General features: G+C 71.3%; 20 protein-coding genes and 1 tRNA gene. 2 read left to right on the top strand and 19 right to left on the bottom strand.

Annotated features, from left to right (window positions below; all coding sequences use genetic code 11):
- Window positions 1–63: 63 nt before the first annotated feature.
- From ACZ6D7_RS02495 to ACZ6D7_RS02440, 12 genes are all read right to left on the bottom strand, one after another.
- On the bottom strand, window positions 64–1323 hold the full coding sequence (locus ACZ6D7_RS02495) for an aminotransferase class I/II-fold pyridoxal phosphate-dependent enzyme (protein ID WP_469482550.1): 1260 nt from the start codon (window positions 1321–1323) through the stop codon (window positions 64–66).
- Complete coding sequence (locus tag ACZ6D7_RS02490) at window positions 1320–2393, bottom strand: prephenate dehydrogenase dimerization domain-containing protein (protein WP_469482548.1); 1074 nt, start codon at window positions 2391–2393, stop codon at window positions 1320–1322. Before ACZ6D7_RS02490 ends, ACZ6D7_RS02495 begins: the two co-directional genes overlap by 4 nt.
- On the bottom strand, window positions 2390–4489 hold the full coding sequence (pabB, locus tag ACZ6D7_RS02485) for an aminodeoxychorismate synthase component I (RefSeq protein WP_469482546.1): 2100 nt from the start codon (window positions 4487–4489) through the stop codon (window positions 2390–2392). Before pabB ends, ACZ6D7_RS02490 begins: the two co-directional genes overlap by 4 nt.
- On the bottom strand, window positions 4486–4821 hold the full coding sequence (locus ACZ6D7_RS02480; RefSeq protein WP_469482545.1) for a chorismate mutase family protein: 336 nt from the start codon (window positions 4819–4821) through the stop codon (window positions 4486–4488). The genes pabB and ACZ6D7_RS02480 overlap by 4 nt, the downstream gene beginning before the upstream one ends.
- Window positions 4818–5705 carry a N5-glutamine methyltransferase family protein gene (locus tag ACZ6D7_RS02475; protein ID WP_469482544.1) on the bottom strand — a complete coding sequence of 296 codons (888 nt, stop codon included), beginning with the start codon at window positions 5703–5705 and terminating at the stop codon, window positions 4818–4820. Before ACZ6D7_RS02475 ends, ACZ6D7_RS02480 begins: the two co-directional genes overlap by 4 nt.
- Window positions 5706–5814: 109 nt before the next feature.
- Window positions 5815–7287: an NAD(P)/FAD-dependent oxidoreductase gene (locus ACZ6D7_RS02470; protein ID WP_469482542.1), complete on the bottom strand. Its 1473-nt coding sequence runs from the start codon at window positions 7285–7287 to the stop codon at window positions 5815–5817.
- 174 nt (window positions 7288–7461) lie between these two features.
- On the bottom strand, window positions 7462–8403 hold the full coding sequence (locus ACZ6D7_RS02465) for an ArsR/SmtB family transcription factor (protein ID WP_469482539.1): 942 nt from the start codon (window positions 8401–8403) through the stop codon (window positions 7462–7464).
- Window positions 8404–8646: 243 nt separating this feature from the next.
- On the bottom strand, window positions 8647–9150 hold the full coding sequence (locus tag ACZ6D7_RS02460; RefSeq protein ID WP_469482537.1) for a GNAT family N-acetyltransferase: 504 nt from the start codon (window positions 9148–9150) through the stop codon (window positions 8647–8649).
- Window positions 9151–9216: 66 nt separating this feature from the next.
- Window positions 9217–9289 (bottom strand) — tRNA-His (locus ACZ6D7_RS02455).
- A gap of 83 nt (window positions 9290–9372) precedes the next feature.
- Entirely contained in the window at window positions 9373–9975 is a 603-nt protein-coding gene (gene orn / locus ACZ6D7_RS02450) for an oligoribonuclease (RefSeq protein ID WP_469482535.1), read from the bottom strand.
- Window positions 9976–10116: 141 nt separating this feature from the next.
- Window positions 10117–11337 (bottom strand): helix-turn-helix domain-containing protein, encoded by a 1221-nt coding sequence (locus ACZ6D7_RS02445; RefSeq protein ID WP_469482533.1) that lies wholly within the window; start codon window positions 11335–11337, stop codon window positions 10117–10119.
- Between the two features lie 377 nt (window positions 11338–11714).
- Window positions 11715–12044, bottom strand: a complete 330-nt coding sequence (locus tag ACZ6D7_RS02440) for a hypothetical protein (RefSeq protein ID WP_469482531.1) — start codon at window positions 12042–12044, stop codon at window positions 11715–11717.
- Between the two features lie 379 nt (window positions 12045–12423).
- Here ACZ6D7_RS02440 and ACZ6D7_RS02435 point away from each other — a divergent pair, with 379 nt between their 5' ends.
- Together ACZ6D7_RS02435 and ACZ6D7_RS02430 are read left to right on the top strand one after the other, a co-directional pair.
- Window positions 12424–12951 carry a universal stress protein gene (locus ACZ6D7_RS02435; RefSeq protein WP_469482529.1) on the top strand — a complete coding sequence of 176 codons (528 nt, stop codon included), beginning with the start codon at window positions 12424–12426 and terminating at the stop codon, window positions 12949–12951.
- Window positions 12952–13072: 121 nt separating this feature from the next.
- Complete coding sequence (locus ACZ6D7_RS02430; RefSeq protein ID WP_469482526.1) at window positions 13073–13636, top strand: GPR1/FUN34/YaaH family transporter; 564 nt, start codon at window positions 13073–13075, stop codon at window positions 13634–13636.
- Between the two features lie 100 nt (window positions 13637–13736).
- Here ACZ6D7_RS02430 and glmS read toward each other — a convergent pair whose 3' ends face one another.
- From glmS to desA, 7 genes are all read right to left on the bottom strand, one after another.
- Window positions 13737–15554 (bottom strand): glutamine--fructose-6-phosphate transaminase (isomerizing), encoded by a 1818-nt coding sequence (gene glmS, locus ACZ6D7_RS02425; RefSeq protein ID WP_469482522.1) that lies wholly within the window; start codon window positions 15552–15554, stop codon window positions 13737–13739.
- A gap of 45 nt (window positions 15555–15599) precedes the next feature.
- Window positions 15600–15857: a hypothetical protein gene (locus ACZ6D7_RS02420; RefSeq protein WP_469483002.1), complete on the bottom strand. Its 258-nt coding sequence runs from the start codon at window positions 15855–15857 to the stop codon at window positions 15600–15602.
- Window positions 15858–16392: 535 nt separating this feature from the next.
- Entirely contained in the window at window positions 16393–17271 is an 879-nt protein-coding gene (locus tag ACZ6D7_RS02415; RefSeq protein ID WP_469482519.1) for a DUF4429 domain-containing protein, read from the bottom strand.
- An 82-nt stretch (window positions 17272–17353) separates the two neighbouring features.
- Window positions 17354–19123, bottom strand: a complete 1770-nt coding sequence (locus ACZ6D7_RS02410) for an IucA/IucC family protein (protein ID WP_469482516.1) — start codon at window positions 19121–19123, stop codon at window positions 17354–17356.
- Window positions 19120–19650 (bottom strand): GNAT family N-acetyltransferase, encoded by a 531-nt coding sequence (locus ACZ6D7_RS02405; protein WP_469482514.1) that lies wholly within the window; start codon window positions 19648–19650, stop codon window positions 19120–19122. The genes ACZ6D7_RS02410 and ACZ6D7_RS02405 overlap by 4 nt, the downstream gene beginning before the upstream one ends.
- On the bottom strand, window positions 19647–20930 hold the full coding sequence (locus tag ACZ6D7_RS02400; RefSeq protein WP_469482510.1) for a lysine N(6)-hydroxylase/L-ornithine N(5)-oxygenase family protein: 1284 nt from the start codon (window positions 20928–20930) through the stop codon (window positions 19647–19649). Before ACZ6D7_RS02400 ends, ACZ6D7_RS02405 begins: the two co-directional genes overlap by 4 nt.
- Window positions 20914–22356: a lysine decarboxylase DesA gene (desA, locus tag ACZ6D7_RS02395; protein ID WP_469482508.1), complete on the bottom strand. Its 1443-nt coding sequence runs from the start codon at window positions 22354–22356 to the stop codon at window positions 20914–20916. The genes ACZ6D7_RS02400 and desA overlap by 17 nt, the downstream gene beginning before the upstream one ends.
- Window positions 22357–22601: the final 245 nt, after the last annotated feature.

Raw genomic sequence — 22601 nt, 5'->3', positions numbered from 1 at the left:
ACCCGCGTTCCGTGCGGGCCGCCGTTCGGTGGTGGCTGCTGGTCAGGCTCCGGGGGGAGAGGGTCAGACAGGCCCCAGGGTGCCGAGCCCCTCCACCGCGGTTTCCAGGTGGGCGGGTTCGTGCGTCGCCGACAGCGCGAAGCGGATCAGTCCGGTGCCCTTGGCGACGGTCGGGAAGAACGCGGGCAGCACGAGGATCCCCGCCCGGCGCAGCCGCCGGGCCGCCTCGAACGCCGACGCCTCGGTGTCGAACAGGGCGCCCCGGATGGGGGAGCGCTGCCCGGCGTTGACGAGCCGGTCGTCAGTCAGCTTGTCGAACAGGGCGGCGTTGGCCCACAGCCGCTCCTGGAGCGCGGCCACCTCGCCGCTCAGGTGCAGCCGGGCGGCGGCCACGTCGGCGGCGAGCAGCGGCAGCATGATCGAGTGCCCGAAGACCAGCGGGTTGGCGAACTTGCGCAACACGCGTACGTCGTCCTGCCCGGGCAGCACCACGAAGCCGCCCGCGCCGCCGAACGCCTTGGACAGCGAGCCGACCAGCACCACGTTGTCCGGCAGCCCGGCCGGGCCGAACGCCTCGTAGGCGTAGCCGGCGCCGTACGGCCCGTCGATGGACACGCCGTGGGCGTCGTCGACGTACAGCAGCCCGCCCGCCTCGGCCAGGGACCGGGCGAGGGAGACGACGTCGATCAGGCCGCCCATCGAGCCCACGCCGTCGACCAGGGCGATCGGCGTGCGGCCGCTCGCCCGCGCCTCGGAGAGCCGGGCGTCGAGGGTCGCCGGGTCGGCCAGGTCGAAGCGGTGCACCGGGCCGATCTGCTCCAGGACGCCCCGCAGCACCTGCATCGAGGCGTGGGCGGTCTTCTCGACGAGGAACACGGGGCCTTGCGCGGAGACCGGCCAGCCGGGCAGCGCCGAGGTGCCGAGCAGCGGCAGCACGCCGAGGTGCACCGTGCCGACCGAGGTGAACGGCACGACCGGGCGGCCGCCGTAGATCTCGCCCAGCAGCTCCTCCAGCTGTCCCAGGTACATCGGGCGCATCCGGTTGCGGGACGAGGAGAAGTGCGCGCCGAACCGGCCGAGCGCCTCCTGCGCGGCCGAGACCAGCGCGGGGTGCTGCTCCAGGCCCAGGTAGGAGCAGGAGACGAACTCCACGGCACGGCTGCCGTCCTCCAGCTCCACCTCCTTGCCGTCCCGCCCGGTGATGACATGCCCGGTCAGCCCCTCGTCGAAGGCGCGGTCCAGGGAGTCGGTGGTCTTCCCGATGCGGGCAGCGACCCAGTTGGCGGGCCGGGCGGCGGCTTCCTGCTGCGCGTCGGCGGTCATGCGTGCTTCTCCTCGGATGCGGATGCGGATGCGGATGCGGATGCGGATGCGGATACGGGAACGGGGGCGGGGGCGGACGCGGGAACGGCGGCGGGCGTGGACCCGGGAACGGTTGGCGGGCCGGGCGTCGGCAGGTGCGCGAACATCTCGGCGCACAGGTCCCGGAAGTCCGGCAGCCGGGTGCTGGTGCCGGCGCCGGCGCCGGTGCCGAACACGTCGGACAGGTTGTGCAGATAGCGCTCGAAGTCCGCCTCGCCGCCGTCGGCGACGATCCTGCGCAGACCGTCCACGCCGTGCCCCAGCGCCTCCCGGGCCCGGTCGGCGAACGGATTGGCGGACTGGATGTCCCAGTACACCTCGGGGGTCCCGGAGGCGATCCGGGCGAGCAGCCCCAGCAGCGCCGCGTGCGGCGGCGGGGCGACGGCGGCCAGCTCGTCGATGTCCGCGCCGAGTTCGGCCAGCGCGTGGCCGAAGGCGAGCACGGTGGCATGGGTGAGGACCTGCGAGGCCGCGGCCAGCCGGTCGTGCCGCTCCGCGTCCATCTCCACCACCCGCCCGCCGCCGTCGGTGACCAGGCCGAGCAGATCCCGGGCCAGCGGACCGTCGTGCAGCACGACGGCGGCCACCGGCCGGCCCCGCAGCCCGAGGGAGGGGGCGAACATCGGGTTGAGACCGACCGTCTGACGGCGGCTCGGCAGCCTGCCGACGGCCGCCGCGATCCGGCCCTTCACGGACAGCGTGTCCGCCAGCAGCGCGCCCTCGGGGAGCACACCGTCCAGCACGGGCAGCGCGCCCAGCGCCACCGGCTCCGGTACGGCGAGCAGCAGCAGGTCGGTCCTGGCGAGTTCGGCGCGCAGGGCGCCGGAGGGCGCGGTGATGTCGCCCTCGATCCAGCGGACGCCGGGCGGCAGGGCGGCCGGGGCCAGGGGGTCGGCGACCCTGACCTCGGCGCCCGCCGCGGCGAGCAGCGCGGTGAACAGATCGCCCACCGCACCCGATCCACCGGCGACCACGGCGTGCCGGACGGTGCCCGCCGGTCTCGCCGGTCCCGGTTCCTGACGGCCGCTCATGCGCGCACCGCCCCGCGGGCCGTGAGGGTGGCCGCCATCGCCCGGGACTTCACCAGGGTCTCCTCGAACTCCTCCACCGGGTCGGACAGCGCGATCACCGCTCCGCCGACCCCGAACGACGAGCCCTCGGGCGTGGTCACCAGGGTCCGTATGACGATGCTCAGGTCCGCGGCGCCGGTCAGCGAGAACCAGCCGAGCGCCCCCGAGTACACGCCGCGCGGGCCCTCCTCCAGCCGGTCGATGATCTCCATGGTGCGCAGCTTCGGCGCGCCGGTCATCGAGCCGCCGGGGAAGCAGGCGCGCACACAGTCCACCGCCGACACGTCGCGGCGCAGCCGGCCGCGCACGGTGCTCACCAGCTGGTGGACCGGCGGATACGTCTCGACGTCGAAGAGCTTCGGCACATGGACCGACCCGACCTCGCACACGGTGTTGAGGTCGTTGCGGAGCAGGTCCACGATCATCAGGTTCTCGGCGCGGTCCTTCTCGCTGGCCCGCAGCCCCTCCCGCAGCGCCGCGTCCTCCTCGGCGTTCGCTCCGCGCGGTCGGGTCCCCTTGATCGGCTTGGACTCGGCGACCCCGTCGGTGCCGATGGTCAGGAACCGCTCCGGGGAGGCGCTGAGCACGGCCACCCCGGGGAAGTCGAGCAGCGCGCCGTACGGGACGGGGCTGATGCCGCGCAGCACCCGGTAGGCGGGCAGCGGGTCGAGGACGGTGTCCGTGGCGAAGCTGTTGGTGAGACAGATCTCGTACGACTCGCCGTTGCGGATCTCCTCCAGGCACTCCCCGATGCGCTCCAGGTACTGCTCCCGGCCGTGCCGCTGGGTGAGCGCGGCCTCGGCGAGCGAGGGCGCGGAGGTCAGCGGGCGGCGCCGGCGGGGTGTCTCGGCGGGCAGCAGCTCCAGCCGGGCGGCGGTGGCGTCCAGCCACTTCACCGCGTCCGGGTCGTCCACCGTCGTGCCCAGGGCCAGCAGGTACGTGGATCCTTCGGCGTGGTCGACGACGACGGCGCGGTCGGCGAACAGCAGCGCCGCGTCCGGCGTGGGCGAGGTGTGCGCGGCCGCGGCCCCCGCCTCGGCCTTCAACTCGTAGCCCAGGTACCCGACATAGCCGAGGGAGAAGGCGAACGGCAGGGTGTCGTCGACGGGCAGGGCGCGGGCGCGCAGCTGTGCGTCGAGGTAGTCGAAGAAGCCCTGCGCCAGCTCCTCGTCGGGCCGCCCGGCCCGCTCCACCCGCACGGTGCGGGTGTCCACCCGGTAGGTGACGTACTCGGCGTGGGGGCCCGAACCGTCGCCCAGCACGGAGAAGCGGGCGTCGCCGTCGGAGTGCGAGGCGCTGTCCAGCCAGAAGCCGTGCGGGCCCTGGGCGAACAGCTCGCCGTACGCGGCCTCGGTGTCCGGCGCGCACTCCAGCCGGCGCACGTGCAGCCGGTACGGCGAGGCGGCGGCCGAGGCGGCGGCCGGGGTGCGGACCGCGGCGCGCTCGCGGCGGGCGAGGCTCAGATCGCGGAAGTTGGCGAGCAGTTCGCGGCCGTACTCGCTGGAGATCGACTCGGGGTGGAACTGCACGCCCCACACCGGCTCGGTGCGGTGCCGCAGCCCCATCAGCACACCGTCCTCGGTCCAGGCGATGCCCTCCAGCTCGTCGGAGAGCGTGGTGACCGCGAGCGAGTGGTAGCGCACGACGGAGAACGGCGAGGGGATCCCGGCGAAGATGTCCTCGCCGGTGTGGCGGATCCGGGAGACCCGGCCGTGCATCGGCTCGGGCGCGTGCTCCACGGTGCCGCCGAACAGAGCGGCGATGCCCTGGTGGCCCAGGCACACCCCGAGGACGGGCAGCCCCAGGTCGCGGATCGCGCGGGCGCTGACGCCGAAGTCCCGTTCCCGGTCCGGGCGTCCGGGGCCCGGGGAGATCACGACGTTGTCGTAGTCCTGGGGGTGCAGGGCGGCCCAGTCGACGTCGTTGCGCACCACGGTCGGCGGCTGCCCGTTCACCTCGCCCAGCAGCTGGTGGAGGTTGTAGGTGAACGAGTCGTAGTTGTCGACGAGGAGCGTGCGCACGGGGCGCACCGCGTGGGGTACGGGGTTCTCGCTCATGCCTGTTCGTCCGCGCCCGTCCGCCGTCCGGTGGGCGCCCCGTCGATGACGAGATCCTCGACCCGGCAGGTCTCCTCGATGATCAGGTCGTAGAGCCGGCGCAGGAACGTCTGGTCGATGCCGTTCTCGGCGCCGAAGCGGGCCGCGCGCTCCTGGACCACGCCGATGCGGTGCGGCTGCATCATCGGCACCGCGTGCTCCCGTTTGTACTCGGCGATCCGCACACAGATCTCGATACGGTCCCTGAGGGCGTCCAGCAACCGCAGGTCCGTGCGGTCGAGTTCGTCGCGCATGCCGGCCAGACCGGCTTCGGCGGTCGAGGTCGTCGTCATGCCACTGCCTTCCTGAATGTCGTGGTGTATCGGGGGCGGTCCTCCTGGTCGCGGTGGCCCTCGGCGTCGTCGAAGGCGCCGGACGCGGCGAGCAGCACCGGGAGGACGTCGATCTGGGCGTCGCCGTGCTCGACCGCCAGGCCGCCCCCGGGCCGCAGCAGCCGGGCGGCGCAGCCGACGACCCGACGGATCACGTCGAGCCCGTCCGCTCCGCCGAAGATCGCCTGCTGGGGGTGGTGCTCGCCCCACTCCGGCAGCAGCACCGTGCCCACCGGCACGTACGGGGGGTTGGCGAGCACCAGGTCGGCCCGGCCGTCCAGGTGCGCGAGCAGCCTCGGGTCGCCGACGTCCCCCTCGTGCACGGTGACCGGGGAGTCACCGGCCGCCGCCCGGTCGGCGGCGTTGCCCCGGGCGCAGGCCAGCGCCGCCGGGTCCAGGTCGACGGCGTGCACCTCGGCGTCGGGCCGGGCGTGGGCCAGGGCCAGGGCGAGCGCCGCGGAGCCCGTGCACAGGTCGACCACGACCGGCGCCCGGGTGCCCTCCAGCGTCGACAGCCCCCAGGCCAGCAGGCGTTCGGTGGGGAAGCGCGGGACGAACACGTCCTCGGTCACCGTGACCTCGATGCCGCCGAGACGGGCCCGTCCGGTGAGGTGCCCGAGCGGGATCCGCGCGGCCCGCCGGGCGACCAGCGCGCGCAGCTCGCGCACGGCGCCGCCGGGCACCGCGCGGCCCGGGTCGAGGGAGCCCTCGGGCACCCCCAGGACATGGGCGGCGAGCGCCTCGGCGTCTGCCCGCGGACTCCACACCCCGCTCGCGGTCAGGGTGCGCTCCGATTCCTCGAGCAGGTCGTGGAGGGGGAGTTCTTCGAGTGGCTGTGCCACCACCGTGGGTCGGTCCTTTCGAACGCCACGCGGCCGGGGCGCACCGGGGTGGGGTGCGCGCCGTGCCGAGCGGGGGGTGTGGGGGTTTACGGGCGCCGTCGCGGGCGGACGGTCAGCCGGCCGCCGCGGCGTGGCTGGCCGCGTAGTAGTCGCGCAGCGCCTGCGCCAGCGACGGGTGGATGCGCGAGGAGGCCAGCAGCTCCGGCGGCGGGGTGAAGGTCGGGTCGAACTCGTCCGCGATCCGGGTGTACGCCACGCGCAGGTAGTGCTCGATGGTGAAGGGCCACTCCACCGGCACGGTCCAGTTCGACTCGTAGCCGGTCGCCAGCATGTGGGTGACGGTGGTCTCCACGACCTCGGCGCGGCTGAACGGCTGGATCGGGGCGCGCACCGGGGCGAACAGGTCCAGGGCGATCGAGGTCTCCTCGCCGAGCAGGGCCGCGGTCATCTCACGGGCCAGCAGCGGGGAGAGCGTCAGCCCGTCCCGGTAGGTGCCGGTCATCATCCACAGCCCGCCGAGGTCGGTCTCGCCGAGCAGCGGCATGCCGTCCAGCGCGACCGGCCGGTTGCCGACCTGGATGGTCCGCAGCCCGCTCTCGCCGAGGTTGCGGCGGATCTGGCGGTTGCCGCAGTTCAGCAGGAACAGCACGTCGGAGATGAGGGCGGTCTCCCGGGGCTCGGGGGAGATGATGTTCGTGGCGCCGACGTAGACCTGTCCGGCGCCGCGCGGCACGACGTGCAGACCGCAGGCGAAGGCCCGGTTGGGGGTGCGCAGGACGCTGCGCGGCGAGGTGCCGTCCTCGGTGTCGACCAGCGCCGAGACGCCGTAGCCGCTGATCAGCCGGGGGATCCGGTGGGCCAGCTCGGGCACGGTGTCCAGCACGGTCTGCGAGGCCGCGCCGGCCGCGAGCACCACCTGGCCGGCGCTCAGCACCGTCCCGGACTCCAGCTCGACACCGCGGACCCGGCCGCCGGCCTGGTCGACCCGCGTGGCCTGCTCGGCGATCAGCGTGCCGCCGGCCGCGAGGAACGCCCGCTCCAGGCGCACCAGCAGCTCATGGGCGTTCACCGCGTGCTCGTTCGGCAGGAACATCGCCTGGAGCGGACGGGCGGTCGGCTCTGCGTCCAGCCACTCGACGTCCTCGGGGTCGACGTCCTCGAACTTCTCGCCGTACTCCACGAGCGCGGAGCGGATCGCCTTGTAGTTCTGGGTGTCGATCTCCGGCAGGCCCACGCTGTTGAGCAGGACGACGGTGCCGTCGGCGGTCAGCAGATCGGTGCCGTCGCCGTCCGCGTCCGGGGCAAGTCCCGCCAGCCACTCGGGCCACAGCTTGCTGGCCTGGTAGGCCCAGTCGAGCTTGGTGCGTCCGTACTCGCTCTTCAGCAGGGTCGTGGTGACCTCGCCGAAGGTACCGATCATCGCGCCCGCGGCCGTCGAGGCGGCTCCCGGGCGGTGCGGGCGGCCGAGCACGGCGACGCGTATGCCGCGCCGGGCCAGGGTCAGGCCGAGGGACAGGCCGAGCGAGCCGTTTCCGACGACGACGACATCGTGCGGGCGGTTGTCCTCGGAGGGTGTTGCGGACACCAGGGTGTTCCCTTTCCGGATCGTGGGGGTGAAGACCGCGCGGCGAAGGGTGCGGTACGCGCAGGTGGCGGCGTACGGCGTCGCGCAGCGCGCACAGCCAAACACACCCCGTCGCCCGGTCCAATCGTTTTAGCTGGCGCTAAAGACGGGACGCGGCGCGGGGACGTTCCCTGGTCAGGCGGCGCGGCCCCACGGGGCGGCGGCACCCCGGACGAGGCCCTCGCCGGCCTCCGTCAGGGAGTGCTCGACACTGCGCCCGACCCGCTTGCTCGTGACGAGGTTGCAGTCGCGCAGGACGGCGATGTGCTGGCTGATGGCGCCCGGGGTGACGTTGACCTCGGCGGCGAGCCGGCTCGTGGAGGACGGCACCAGCAGCGCCTGGAGCACCGCGGCCCGGACCCCGCCCAGCAGCGCGGCCAGCGGGCTCGGCCGGTCCGAGCGCAGCCCGTTCCAGAACTCGGCCGCCTCCGGCCGGGGGTAGACGATCATCGGCTGGAGCGGCGGCAGCATGGTCAGCACCTCGGGCCCGCAGAAGACGCTCGGTACGAGGACCAGTCCCTCCCCGCCCAGTTGCTCCTGGAAGTCGTAGGCGCTGCGCACGGTGATCCGGTCGTTGCGCCAGCCGACCCGCTCGTGCAGGGAGGAGAACATCGGGGCCGCGCCGGAGCTCTCGATGACGTGCATCCGGGAGCGGATGTCGGACTGGAGCCCGCTGTGCAGATGCCGCCAGCACGGCTCCAGGGCCAGCTTCCAGTAGGCGTCGAGGAGTTGGGTGACCTTCGCGATCGCCCAGGCCGGCTCGTCGAGCATCCGGCGGTGCAGCGGAGCGGCCTCGCGGCGCCACTCGGCGGGCGTGCCGGGGTCGTTCGCCATCCAGGCGACCTCCCCGACGAAGTGCTCCAGCGGGGTCTCGCGCACCACGGCCAGTTCCTCGGCGACGTTCGCCGGGCCGGAGCCGGGGGCCGGGGTGAGGAAGTCGGGGACGTAACCGGTGGGCGGGATCACGGCCCGCAGCGGGCGGATGTCGAGGGTCTTCAGCCGGGCGCGCACATCGTCCACCCAGGGCTGGTGCTGACGCCTGCGCTCGGCCGAGGCGAGCATCCGAATGCTGTACACGCACTCCCCGAGGGGCGACAGCGAGAAACGGATCCTCGCGACGTCCTCGTGGGTCGGTATGTAACAGATCACTGATGCCGTTCCCCTCGACAGTCCTGGCGGATCCGCCGGTACCGGCGTACCGGTCGGGTGCCCCGCCGGTCGTGCGGTGGCGATCGTTCCGCTCAGCCTCAAGAGCCTAGGCGAAGGTGATCGGCTCCGGCAGTGGGCCGTGGACGGACGAGCCTCACGTTTACCTCGTGTTCACCCTGGCCCCAGCCGCCACCGGACCTCGCCGTCGTGGATCTCCCCGGTGGGCGCGAGCCCGGCGGCCCGGGCCACGGCGGCGGAGGCGTGGTGGCCGGGGTGCACATGCGCGACGACCGTACGCACGTCCCGCTCCCGCAGCCATCCGACCAGCCCGCGCGCCGCCTCGGACGCGAACCCGCGCCCCTGCCAGGGGGTGCCGACGACCCAGGCGATCTCGGCGCGCTCCCGGCCGGGCCCGTCGACGGTGGCCTGCACGGTGCCGACCGGCCGGCCGCCGCCGCGCGGCCGCAACACCCAGTTGCACCAGGAGACCGCGGGGTCGGGGGAGCCGGCGACGAGCCGGGCGTAGCGGGTGCGCAGGGCGTCGGCGGTGAGGGGGGAGCCGCCGATGAAGGTGTGCAGGGCGGGGTCGGACAGGACCTCGGCCATCTCCTCGGCGTGCTCGACGCGCAGGGGAAGGAGGTCGAGGCGGGTGGTACGGATCTCTTCGATGTGCACGACTGCTCCCGGAAACGCGATCAGGCGGTGACCTTTCTCTCGAAAGGTCACCGCCTGATCACTCAGGGTGAGTGACGGGACTTGAACCCGCGGCATCCTGGACCACAACCAGGTGCTCTACCAGCTGAGCTACACCCACCATGCCCGGTAGTTGGACTTTGTGGTCTCCCTACCGGCCGAGAAAAAGTGTACAGGGTCCGAAGGGGTGCTCGCGCACACCTTTTACTGGGCGGGCAGGACGTGCTTCGCGGCGATCGTGCGGGCGGTGTCCGAGTCGGGTCCGGGCTGCGCCACGAAGATGGCCTCGCGGTAGTAGCGCAGTTCCGCGATGGACTCGCGGATGTCGGCGAGGGCGCGGTGGTTGCCGTTCTTCTCGGGGCTGTTGAAGTACGCCCGCGGGTACCAGCGGCGGGCCAGCTCCTTGACCGAGGACACGTCCACGATCCGGTAGTGCAGGTAGCCCTCCAGGGACGCCATGTCCCGGGCGAGGAAACCGCGGTCGGTGCCGACGGAGTTGCCGCACAGCGGCGCCTTGCCGGGCTCCTTCACATGCTCCCGGACATAGGCCAGCACCTGCTCCTCGGCCTCGGCGAGCGTCGTGCCGCCGGCCAGCTCCTCCAGGAGCCCGGACGCGGTGTGCATCTGGCGCACCACGTCCGGCATCGTCTCCAGTGCCTTGGCCGGTGGCCGGATGACGATGTCCACCCCCTCGCCGAGGATGTTCAGCTCGGAGTCGGTGACGAGGGCGGCCACCTCGATGAGCGCGTCGTCGGACAGCGAGAGGCCGGTCATCTCGCAGTCGATCCACACCATGCGATCGTTCATGCGACCACCCTAAAGCTGACGTCCACCTTTCCGGGAGAACGGTCACGTCACCCGGTGGCACATCCGCTCCCGGCGGAGGGGACGAACAAGGGCGGTACGGGGCGCCTCGCCTGCCCCGTACCGCCCCCGGGCCCTGAAGCCCTACAGCCCGCTGCGCTGCCCCGGCACGCTCGCCCGGGCGGCATACGCCTCACGCGCGTGGTCCGCCGACAGGGCCGGTGAGGACCCCAGCGCACTCGTCGTCGCGGCCGTCCGCCGGATCTGCGGCGGCACCGGCCCCGGCGCCTCCGGATGCAGGCCCGCCGACGGCGGGGGCGGCTCCGGGTCGCTCACCCGCTCACTCTGCGGCCGCCGCGCCCGGTACGCCGCCCGGTACGCCGCCGGCGACGAGCCCAGCTGCCGCCGGAAGTGCCCCCGCAGCGCCACCGGCGAACGGAAGCCGCAACGCCCCGCGACCTCGTCCACCGAGTAGTCGGACGTCTCCAGCAGCCGCTGCGCCTGCAGCACCCGCTGCGTGATCAGCCACTGCAACGGAGCGCTGCCGGTCAGCGACCGGAAGCGGCGGTCGAACGTACGGCGGCTCATATAGGCGCGTGCCGCCAGCGTCTCCACGTCGAACTGCTCGTGGAGGTGTTCCAGCGCCCAGGCGACGACCTCGGCCAGCGGGTCGGCGCCGATCTCTTCGGGTAAAGACCGGTCGAGGTAGCGCTCCTGACCGCCCGACCGGCGCGGCGGGACCACCAGACGCCGGGCCAGCGCGCCCGCCGCCTCGTTGCCGTGGTCCGTCCGCACGATATGGAGACAGAGATCGATTCCGGCCGCCGTGCCCGCCGACGTCAGCACATCGCCGTCGTCGACGAACAGCTCGCGCGGATCCACGTGGACCGACGGGTAGCGCTTGGCCAGCGTCGGTGCGTACATCCAGTGCGTGGTGGCCGGGCGGCCGTCCAGCAGACCCGCGGCCGCCAGCACGAACGCGCCGGTGCACAGGCCCACGATGCGGGCTCCCTCTTCATGCGCCCGCCGCAGCGCGTCGAGCGCCTCCTCCGGTGGCGGAGAAGTGATCGAACGCCAGGCCGGCACGACGACCGTGCCCGCCCGCGAGATCGCTTCCAAGCCATGCGGTGCGGTGAGTTCCAGGCCCCCTGTGGTCCGCAGCGGGCCGTCCTCGCCGCCGCACACCAATAGTCGGTAGCGCGGCACGCCGGCGTCCTGGCGGTCAATCCCGAACACCGACAGCGGAATGGAACTCTCGAAGATGGGGCCGCCGCTGAACAGCAGCACCGCGACGATCTCCTTGCGGCGTCGCCCGGAAAGCTTCCGGGCCGCGGCTTCCGGCGCGGCAGTGGAGTCGTGGCTCATCCTGCTAAGCCCCCCTCGGTGGTCGCGGCTCCTCGGTTGTGTCGCTCCTGCACGTTTCCCCTCGGTCCTGCACGAGTCCCCCGCCGTAGACAGTCAAGATCGAATCTACTGTGTCGCGTGATGCCGGCGTGGCCAGTTCAGCACCCGGCAGATTGTCGACTTGGCAACTTGGCGTGAAGCATTCGATCACGAAGCGTTGCACTCGTGGGCCGTGCAGGGAAGTGCGCCTCGTCGTGGTGGCCAATCCCCGTAGGGTGCGCAGGGCACCTGAGGCCCTTTCCTCGCAGGTCGGACGGGGGGTGAGGGGTGGTTACGGCAAGAGATGCACAACGACCGGAAGTTGGCTGAAAACCAACGGGCGCGTGCGTGAAAACCGGTCAGCCGACCGGTGAGTTTCCCCCGGAGTGACGACCGCCACGGTGTGACCCCGTTCCGGTGCGCTGACGGCGCCCCCGGTGGGGTGCGGAGGCCGGGTGCTCCTCGGTGAGCAGGCGGGCCGCGCTCCGCTCGGACCGGCGCAGCAGCAGCCGGCAGACGGCCGTGACGGCGGCCAGACCGAGGGCGGTGCCGGTGGCCCCGGCCAGCGAGGTGCCGTACCAGAGGAGGACCACCGGGACGAGCACACAGCTGAAGGCCGCCCAGCGGATCAGGTCGGTGCACCGGTCGTCACCGGGGCGGCTCTCGGGATCGGTGAGGGACGAGGGCATGCGGCGGGCTCCTCCCCGGGGCGGCGGTGCACGGGGTTCAACGCCTGTTCGAGCGGTCGGTCACTCAGTGGCCTCCGCGAGTGATCGAAAGGGTGGGTGGAAGGGGGCGGAAGGGCGGGCGGGAGGGTGATCGGGAGCGCTGTCAGGACGGCGTAAGGGAACCCTGTGCAAACCGCCTGTACGGGGCAGCAACCATTGCGTTACGGGCGTCCGCTCGTGCATGCTCCCTGGAACCCCCACCGAGGGTGCTCGGGATATGGGCGTTGGAGGCGTGGCGCCGTACCCTTGGGGGTATGGGGTTGGGAAGACAATTCCCGGACACAGCTCCGCCGCTCAACTGCCGTCCAACCCACATAAGGATCGATTCGCCGAGACAGCCATGGCCGGTCACGAATTCTTCGAACCCGCGGACCGCAAGCGGCCCGTCGCCGACCCCACGGCGGCCGAGCCCCTGGCGGCGGAAGAGACACGCCCCACCTGCGATCCCGCCTTCAAGCACGGCGTGGTCGTCGGTTTCGACGGCTCCACCTCCAGTGAACGCGCTCTCGCGTACGCCATCGGCATGGCCCACCGCTCCCGCGCGGGCCTGATCATCGTCCATGTCGCCAACCGGCTGCCCACGACCGTGTGGGCGGGCTGCGAGCCGCCGGTCTTCGTCGACGTGCCCGATCACCGCACCGAGGTCCTCGGCCTGGAGCTGGCCTGCGCGGACTACCTCGCCGAGGTGCCCTGGATCCTGGTCGAGCGCGGCGGAGACATCTGCCACGAACTCGAAGAGGTGGGGCGGGAGTACGAGGCCGACGCGATCGTCGTCGGGTCGACCCACGGCATCGTGGGGCGCATTTTCGGCTCGGTCGCGGGGCGGCTCGCCAAGCGGGCCAAGCGCCCCGTCATCGTGATCCCCTGAGACTCGCTCAACTCCCTTGCGCGCGATGTGTGAATCCATTGCCGCGCGGAGGTGTTTGTGCCCTTGTGAAGGGCATATATCGGTCACCGCGCATCGCACAACCGCATGAAGGGAGCCCGCCGTGGACAACGACGTCTCTGCGGGAAGCACCACCACGATCGTCGGCCGACTCGCCCTGGGCATCACCCTGTTGGCGTTCGGACTCGGGTACACCGACCTGATAGACGGCGTGACGGCGGCGGACGCCGTGACCATCGCCCACTACGTCGGCGGCGTCGCGCTGTTCGTCGTCGGCCTGTTCGCCCTCCGCGACCACGACACGGCCGGCGGAACCGCGTTCACCGTCCTCGGCGCGTTCTGGTTCACCTGGGCCGTGTCGGCCGGGAACCAGGCCTCCGACAACGCGGCAGGGCTCTTCCTGCTGCTGTTCGCCCTCGTGGCGCTCTCCCTGACCGCGGCCGGCGGGGACCAACTCACCCGGGGCACCTACGGGTTGTTCCTCGTCGCGCTGGTGCTGCTCGCCGTGGCGCGACTGTCCGACACGGACTCAGCTGCCAAGGCGGGCGGCTGGTTCGCCGTCGCGGCCGGGGCGGTGGCCTGGTACGCGGCGACGGCTGCGATGGCCCACTGGCCCACGGCACTTCCCAGGCGGGCTGCCGGCCGTGGTGTGACGGCCACCGGCTGAAACCGGCAGCCGAGGCCGGGGAGTCGGGCTTCCCCGGTGATACGAGCGGACCCCCCGTGGCCGGTGGCGCCACGAGGGGTCCGCTCCGTTCTTCCGGGATCTACTCGACCGTCACCGACTTGGCGAGGTTCCTCGGCTTGTCGATGTCCCGGCCCAGGGCCTTCGCCGTGTAGTACGCGAGGAGCTGGAGCGGGATGCCCATGAGGATCGGGTCGAGCTCGTCCTCGTTCTTCGGGACGACGATCGTCTGGTCGGCCTTCTCCTGGCACTCGTGGGCCACCGCCAGGATCCGGCCGCTGCGGGCCTTGATCTCCTCCAGGGCCGCGCGGTTCTTCTCCAGCAGGTCGTCGTTCGGGACGATCGCGACCGTCGGCAGGGCGGGCTCGATGAGGGCCAGCGGGCCGTGCTTCAGCTCGGAGGCCGGGTACGCCTCGGCGTGGATGTAGGAGACCTCCTTGAGCTTCAGGGAGGCCTCACGGGCCACGGGGTAGCCCCGGACGCGGCCGATGAAGAGCATCGAGCGGGCCTCGGCGAACTCGTCGGCCAGCTTCTTGATCTCCTCCTCGTACGAGAGGATCTCGGCGATCTGGCCGGGCAGCTTGCGCAGCCCCTCGATGATCCGCTTGCCGTCGCGGACCGAGAGGTCGCGGGTGCGGCCGAGGTGCAGGGCGAGCAGGGCGAAGGCGACCGTGGTGTTGGTGAAGCACTTGGTCGAGACGACACACACCTCGGGACCGGCGTGCACGTAGATGCCGCCGTCCGCCTCGCGGGCGATCGCCGAGCCGACCACGTTCACCACACCGAGGACCCGGGCGCCCTTGCGCTTCAGCTCCTGGACGGCCGCCAGCACGTCGTACGTCTCACCGGACTGGGAGACGGCGATGTACAGGGTGTCGGGGTCGACGACCGCGTTGCGGTAGCGGAACTCGGACGCCGGCTCGGCGTCGGCGGGGATCCGGGCCAGCTCCTCGATCATCTGGGCGCCGATCATGCCCGCGTGGTACGAGGTGCCGCAGCCGAGGATCTTCACCCGGCGGATCTTGCGGGCTTCCCGGGCGTCCAGGTTCAGGCCGCCGAGGTGCACGGTGGAGAAGCGGTCGTCGATGCGGCCGCGCAGCACGCGGTCCACGGCGTCGGCCTGCTCGTGGATCTCCTTGTGCATGTAGGTGTCGTGGCCGCCCATGTCGTAGGAGGCGGCCTCCCACTCCACGGTGGTGGGCTCGGCCGTGGTGCGGGTGCCCTCCGTGGTGTAGGTGCGGAAGTCGTCGGCCTTGAGGGTGGCCATCTCGCCGTCGTCGAGCGTGACTATCTGGCGGGTGTGGGCGACCAGCGCGGCGATGTCCGAGGCGACGAACATCTCCTTCTCGCCGATGCCGAGGACGACCGGGGAGCCGTTGCGGGCGACGACGATCCGGTCCGAGAAGTCGGCGTGCATGACGGCGATGCCGTACGTGCCCTCGACCACGCGCAGCGCCTCGCGGACCCGGTCCTCCAGCTTCTCGGCCTGGGAGCGGGCGATCAGGTGGACGAGGACCTCGGTGTCGGTCTCGGAGAGGAACTCGACGCCGTCCGCCTCCAGCTTGCGGCGCAGGTCGGAGGCGTTGTCGATGATGCCGTTGTGGACGACGGCGACCTTGCTGTCGGCCGACATGTGCGGGTGGGCGTTCACGTCGGAGGGGGCGCCGTGGGTGGCCCAGCGGGTGTGGGCGATACCGGTGGTGCCCTTGAAGCGCGCCGGGACCTTGGCCTCCAGGTCACGGACCCGGCCCTTGGCCTTGACCATCTTCAGGCCGGCGGTCTTCGGGGAGGTGACGACTATGCCCGCGGAGTCGTAGCCGCGGTACTCCAGGCGCTGGAGCCCCTCGAGCAGCAGGGGCGCCACGTCACGCTTCCCGATGTATCCGACGATTCCGCACATATATATGTATCCCCAAGCTTTCTGGCCACCCGCGAGGGTGGTGGTTCACCCGTAGACGATGCGCCGCAGCTGCCTGAGTGACAGCTCCGGCGGGGCCACCGCACGGTATTTCAGGTCCGCCTCGATCTGTTCGAAGATCTCCGCGTTCACCAGGCCCTGGGCCTGGAGCTCGCGGTGGCGGCGACGGACGTAGTCCTCGGTCGTCTCGTCGAAAAAGGCGAGCACGTCCTGGATCACCCGCAGCGCCTCGCCCCGCTGGAGGGGTGAGGACCGCATCAGATGATCAACGAGTTCGTCGTGCACCCGGTAGATCCTGAGGTACTGGAGCCGGTTTCGCAAGAATCCTGCCCGGATTCGGGCAGGCGCCTGTTAAGGGCCCTTGAGAGAACGTTGAATCTGTTATGAGCCCGTGTTCGTGAACCGTGCATCCTGCGTCCCCGTGACTCGTCGCCTGAGGGGGCGAGTTTCAGACGCCGTGGACACTCCTCGCATGGGCGTACCGCTCCTGTGGCGGTCGGCCCGGGATCCGAGATGCTCCCCGGCCAGGCGCAGCACCCTCTCGTCCGCGACGGTCAGGCGCAGCCGGTCCCGGATATGGGCACCGCACGGGACGGCGACGGTGAACGGCGCGCTGATCGCACGCAGCCCACGCCCCTTCCCCCGCCTGCGTGCCACCGGCCAGTCCCCTCCTTCTGGTTCTGCGAACCCAGCTGCCACCGCCGAGCATGCGTTCCCCGTGCTCGCGTGATACGGGGAACCGGCCCCGTTCACCCGCACGGGCGAGATACCGGCCGCACGGCAGGGCGCACCCACGCCGGGCAGGCGGTCCGCGGGCGGATCACATGCGCCCCAGGACCGCCTGTTTGGCCATCGTGAACTCGTCGTCCGTCAGCACCCCGGCCCGGTGCAGCTCGCCCAGCTCCCGCAGCCGCCGCAGCAGCGCGTCGTGGTCGTCCCCGGACGGCGGCCGGTCCGCCGCGGGCGCGGGCAGCGGCCGTACGGCGTCCTCGGGCGGCGCGGCCGGATGCGGCAGCCGGGCCTGCACGGCCGCCGCGACCAGCGCCATCAGCGGGTCCTTCTTGAAGCCCCACAGCTCCACGGCGTGCGGGTCGTACTTCGGCGGGGCCTTGGTGGGCGCGTGCCGTACGGTGAAACGCAGGTGACCGTTCTCCAGGCCCACGGCCGGCTGCCACTCGACGGCCGTGATGTCCTCGACGCCGATCGTCCGGGCCCCGGCGGAGGCCTTCGCGTCCTCCGTCTTCCAGTTCCACTCCAGGCGCACCCGCTCGCCGTCGAAGCTCGCGGTGCCGTCCCCGGCGGAGCAGGACAGCGGCACGGACGGGCCGGGCAGCAGATACGCGTCCACCGGGCCGGCCGGCACCTGGTCCAGCGTCAGCGCCTGACGCACCTCGTCCACGACGTACTCGGCGACCCCGTACCGGTCGGACTCCACGATCAGCTGGTACGGGTCGTGCGCCTCGGCCAGCCGCCCGCCGGTGGCGTGCAGCAGCGGATCGGCGCCGTCGCGCAGGCGCAGCCTGAGCCGCCCGGTCTTCTTCCCCTGCTCGAACGAGACTCCCGCCAACGCCCCCAGGGGGACGACGAGTTCACCGAGCTCCCGGCGCAGCAGCCCGACGTTCTTGTCCCGCCCCGGCGTCAGCCGCAACGCGTCCCCGTCGAAGACCCAGGTGCCGTCCTTCTGGATAATCTCCGCCATGGGACGATTGTTCCAAAGACATCTGCCCACGAGCGACGACGGGCGCCCCGAGGACCGTACTCGGGGCGCCCGTCTGTCTTGATCAGAACCCTGCGACGGGATTCTTCAGGGTGCCGATCAGCTGGAGGGCGCCCGCCGGGTCCGAGAGGTCGACCATCTGCTCGTTGTTGCGCAGCTGGAGCCGGTTCAGACAGGACAGGGCGAACTCGGGGGCGAACAGGTCGTACTGGCGGAACTTCTCGGCCAGTTCGGGGTGGGCCTCCTGGTAGGAGCGGGAGACCTCGGCGACCGTGCGCCAGAAGTCGTCCTCCGCCAGGACCTCTTCACCGGCCAGGGCGGCCGCGAGGAACCGGAAGAAGCAGTCGAAGACGTCCGTGAAGATCGACAGCAGCTTCTTGTCCTCGGGGACCTCGACGCGGATCCGCCGGACCTCGGGCGGCAGCACCGCGTCCGGGTCCATGACGGCGATCTCCTCGGCGATGTCCTTGTAGATCGCCCGCCGCACGACCCCGTCCTCCAGCACGAGGATCGTGTTCTCGCCGTGCGGCATGAACACCAGGTCGTAGGCGTAGAAGCTGTGCAGCAGCGGCGTGTAGTACGCCTCGAGGTAGGCGCGCAGCCAGGCGTCCGGGGCCAGGCCCGACTGCTCGACCAGCGCTCCGGCCACCGACTTCCCCTCGTGGTCCAGATGGACCAGCGAGGCCATGGTCGCGAGCGCCTCGCCGTCCTGGAGGGACGGCACCGGGCTCTCCCGCCACAGCGCGGCCAGCATCTTGCGGTACGGCGAGTAGCGGTCCGTGGCCGCCTCGTACTCCAGGTGCCGGTAGCCCACGGCCGCCCGCTCCCGGATGATCGACAGACCGGACCCCTTCAGCACCGGATCGTTCTCGATCAGCTGGGCCAGCCAGTCGTTGATCGCCGGGGTCGCCTCCATGTACGCCGCCGACAGGCCGCGCATGAAGCCCATGTTGAGGACGGACAGGGCCGTCTTCACATAGTGCTTCTCCGGGTGGGACCGGTTGAAGAAGGTCCGGATCGACTGCTGGGCCAGGTACTCGTCGTCGCCCTCGCCCAGGCACACCAGGTTCCCGCGCGCGACCTCGGCGGCGAAGGTGACGGTGAGCTTGTTCCACCACTGCCAGGGGTGGACGGGGATGAGGAGGTAGTCGGCCGGGTCGAGGCCGCGTTCGCGCAGGACCGCGTCGAACCGCTCGACGGTCTCCTCGCCCAGCTCCTGCCGCACGAAGGACTCGTACTCGATGCCGACGCCCGCCGTGAAGGCCGCCCGCGACCGGTGCGCGGCCAGCCACACCAGCCGGACCGGGCTCGCCGTCTCCGGGGCGTACGCCAGGTACTCGTGCACACCGAAGCCGAGCCGGCCGTTGTTGGCGACGAAGCAGGGGTGGCCCTCGGTCATGCCGGTCTCGATGGCCTGGAAACCGCTCCGCACCAGCTCCGCCGAGGTGACCTGCGGCTTGGTGAGCTTGTAGCAGGTGCCGGAGAGGGTGGAGGAGATCTCCTCCAGATAGACCGGCAGGATCGCGTCGCTCAGACCGAGGGCCTGCTTCAGCTCGATGAAGAAGTCCAGCGCGGCGAGCGGGAGTGCGGCCCCGTCCCGGGTGCGGGTGATCGAGCCGGCGTCCACCTGCCAGTGGTCCAGGGCGCGGCGGACGGCGGTGAAGCGGTAGGCCGTCAGCCCGTCGTCGCTGCGGACGACGTACTCCTCGCCGTCCTTCTGCGGGGTGATCAGGCGTTCGTGGGCGAACTCCGCGAGGGCCTTGCGGACCAGCTGGCGGTTGGCCTGCTCCCAGCGCTCGGGGGAGAGGTGGGCCACGGCGTCGGCGAGGCTCATGCGGGCACCCCCACGGCGTCGGTGAACTGCTCACGGGTGCAGAAGCTCAGCAGCGCCGGCTTCTCCGGCTTCTGGATCTCGCGCTCGGGCACGAACCCGACGGCCTCGTTCAGGGCGTGCACGGCCGTGTTGGACACATCGGGCTCGACGACGACCCGGGAGGTGGCCGGGTCCTCGAAGAGGCGGGCCATCACGGCGGTGATGACGGCGCGGGTGAAGCCGTGCAGGGGCGTGTCGGTCGCCGGCACCAGGAAGTGCATGCCGACGTCACCGGGCCGCGGCTCGTACAGACCGACCAGTTCGCGGTGGCGGGGGTCGTAGTACTCCATCAGGAAGGCGGGCTTCCCGTCGCGCAGCCCGAGCAGGGCGTGGTGGTGCTCGTCGGCGGCGATCTCCATGTAGGCGCGCTCGACGTCCTCCAGTTCGGCGTCCTGCATCATCCAGTACGCCGCCTTGGGGTGCGTGACCCAGGAGTGCAGCAGCTCGGCGTCCTTCAGGGGGTCGAGCGGGCGGAAGGTGAAGGTCATACGGAGAACTCCTGGAACGCGATGGTCTTCTCGACCGGGTAGTACTCGCTGCCGAGCAGCTCGCTGATGATGGAGCTGTTGCGGTACGGACCCATGCCGAGGTCGGGGGACGTGATGCTGTGCGTGTGCACACCGGCGTTCTGGAGGAAGACGCCCCGGCCCGTGGTGTCGATCGCGTAGTTGCGGGCCACGTCGAAGTTGCCCTGGGAGTCGCGGACCAGACGGTCCTGGATCGGGGCGAGGAACTCGGGCTCGGCGTAGTGGTAGCCGGTGGCCAGGACCAGTCCCTGGGACTCGAGGGTGAAGTCCTTCTCCTGCTCCTCCTGGCGGAAGGAGAGGGAGTAGGTGCCGTTGTCGTACGTCGCGCCTTGGAGCGCGGAGTTGGTCAGCAGCCGTGTGGGCACCGGACCGCCGAGGTTCTTCTGGTACAGCAGGTCGAAGATCTCGTTGATCAGGTCGCCGTCGATGCCCTTGAACAGGCCCTTCTGCTGGGCCGTGAGCCGGTAGCGGGTGGCCTCGGGCAGCGCGCGGAAGTAGTCGATGTACTCCGGCGAGGTCATCTCCAGCGTGAGCTTGGTGTACTCCAGCGGGAAGAAGCGCGGGGAGCGGGTGACCCAGTTCAGCCGGTAGCCGTGGACGTCGATCTCGCTGAGGAGGTCGTAGTAGATCTCGGCGGCGGACTGCCCGGAGCCGACGAGGGTGATCGAGTCCTTCTTCTGCAGCTCCGCCTTGTGCGCCAGGTAGCGGGAGTTGTGCAGGAAGTCCCCGCCGAGGTCGCGGCAGGTCGCCGGGACGTACGGGGTGGTGCCGGTGCCCAGGACCAGGTGGCGGGCGCGGTAGACGTCCCCGTCGGTGGTCCGTACGGCGTACAGCGCGTCGCCCTCGTCGTACGTCACCTCGGCGACGGTCGTCGAGAAGCGCACGCTGGTCAGCTTGTTCGCGGCCCAGCGGCAGTAGTCGTCGTACTCGACGCGCAGCGGGTAGAAGTTCTCGCGGATGTAGAACGAGTACAGCCGGCCCTTCTCCTTCAGGTAGTTGAGGAAGGAGTACGGCGAGGTGGGGTCCGCCAGGGTGACCAGGTCCGACATGAACGGCGTCTGGAGGTGGGCGCCCTCGAGGAACATGCCGGCGTGCCACTCGAAGTCCGGCTTGGACTCCAGGAAGACGCCGTCGAGCGCGTCGATCGGTTCGGTGAGGCAGGCGAGGCCGAGGTTGAAGGGGCCGAGCCCGATGCCCACGAAGTCGTAGGTGGTGCTGCTGGGCTCAGGAAGCGCGGTCAAGGGACTCTCCCAGGTACTGCTCGGCGTGGCCGGCGATCAGGTCGAGGACGGCGGCGATGTCGTCCGGCGTGGTCTCGGGGTTGAGCAGGGTGAATTTCAGGTAGTGGCGGTCGCCCACCTTGGTGCCCGCGACCACCGCGTCACCGGAGGCGAACAGGGCCTTGCGGGCGTGGAGGTTGGCGCGGTCGATCTCGGCCGGGTCCTTCACCGCCTGCGGGATGTAGCGGAAGACCAGGGTGGACAGCGTCGGCTGGACGACGACGTCGTAGCGGGGATCGGCGGCCAGCAGCCGCCAGCCCTCGACGGCCAGGTCGCAGACCTCGTCGAAGAGCTGTCCGATGCCGTCGGCGCCCATGGTGCGCAGCGTCATCCAGAGCTTGAGCGCGTCGAAGCGGCGGGTGGTCTGGAGGGACTTGTCCACCTGGTTGGGGATGCGCTCCTGCACCATCCGGCGCGGGTTGAGGTACTCGGCGTGGTAGGTGGCGTGCCGCAGGGTGGCCGCGTCCCGGACCAGCACGGCGGAGGAACTCACGGGCTGGAAGAAGGACTTGTGGTAGTCGACGGTGACGGAGTCGGCGCGCTCGATGCCGTCGATGCGGTCCCGGTACTTCACGGAGGCGAGCAGGCCGCAGCCGTAGGCGGCGTCCACGTGCATCCAGGTGTCGTACTGGGCGCACAGCTCGGCGATCTCGGGCAGCGGGTCGATGGAGCCGAAGTCGGTGGTGCCGGCGGTGGCGACGACGGCCATGGGGACGAGGCCGGCCTCCTTGCAGCGCTCCAGCTCACGGGCGAGCGCGACGGTCTGTATGCGCTTGTCGTGGTCCACGGGGATGGACACGACCGCGTCCTGGCCGAGGCCGAGCAGTTTCGCCGACTTCTTCACGCTGAAGTGGCTGACCTCGGAGGCGAAGATCCGCAGGTCGGCCAGGCTGTCGCTCTTGGCCTCCTCGCGGGCCAGCAGCAGCGCCTGGAGGTTGGACTGGCTGCCGCCGGAGGTGAACACGCCGTCGGCGGCCGGGCCGAGGCCGATGCGCTCGTTCGTCCAGTCGATCAGCTTGCGCTCGATGAGGGTGCCGCCGGCCGACTGGTCCCAGGTGTCCAGGGAGGAGTTGACGGCGGACAGGACCGCCTCGCCGAGCACCGCCGGTATGACGACCGGGCAGTTGAGGTGGGCGAGGTAGCGGGGGTGGTGGAAGTAGATCGCGTCGCGGAGGTACACGTCCTCCAGCTCGTCCAGGACCGCCGCGGTGTCGTGCAGCGGCTTGTCCAGGTCGATGTGCTCGATGCGGGGGGCGAGGGCGTCGACCGTGACGCCGGTGAACGGACGGTCGGTGGCGGCGAGTTTGGCCGCCACCCGCTCGACTCCTTCGGTCACGGAGCGGCGGTAGTGCTCCGCGGTCGTGTCATTGAGCAAGTGCGAGCGCATGGTGGGGGTCCTCCGGTGGGGACGGTCCGGTGCGGGACGGGCCAGGGCCGGAACCTCGGCTTCAACTTAGGTTAGCCTAACCTAAGGCGCGAAAGGTGGATCCTGGGCCTGCCGTGACTGTGATCACGCTTGCAACTGGGCGAGCGCGAAGGGGAGTTACGGGCGAAGGGGGTGCGTGCAAGGGGGGTACGGGCGAAGGGGGACAGCCGAAGGGGAGTGTGAAGGCGAGTGTGAAGGCGAGTGTG

Source organism: Streptomyces sp. NPDC041784, assembly GCF_055591025.1.
The sequence above is the reverse complement of the archived record's forward strand: the minus strand, read 5'-3'. Positions and strand labels throughout refer to the sequence as shown.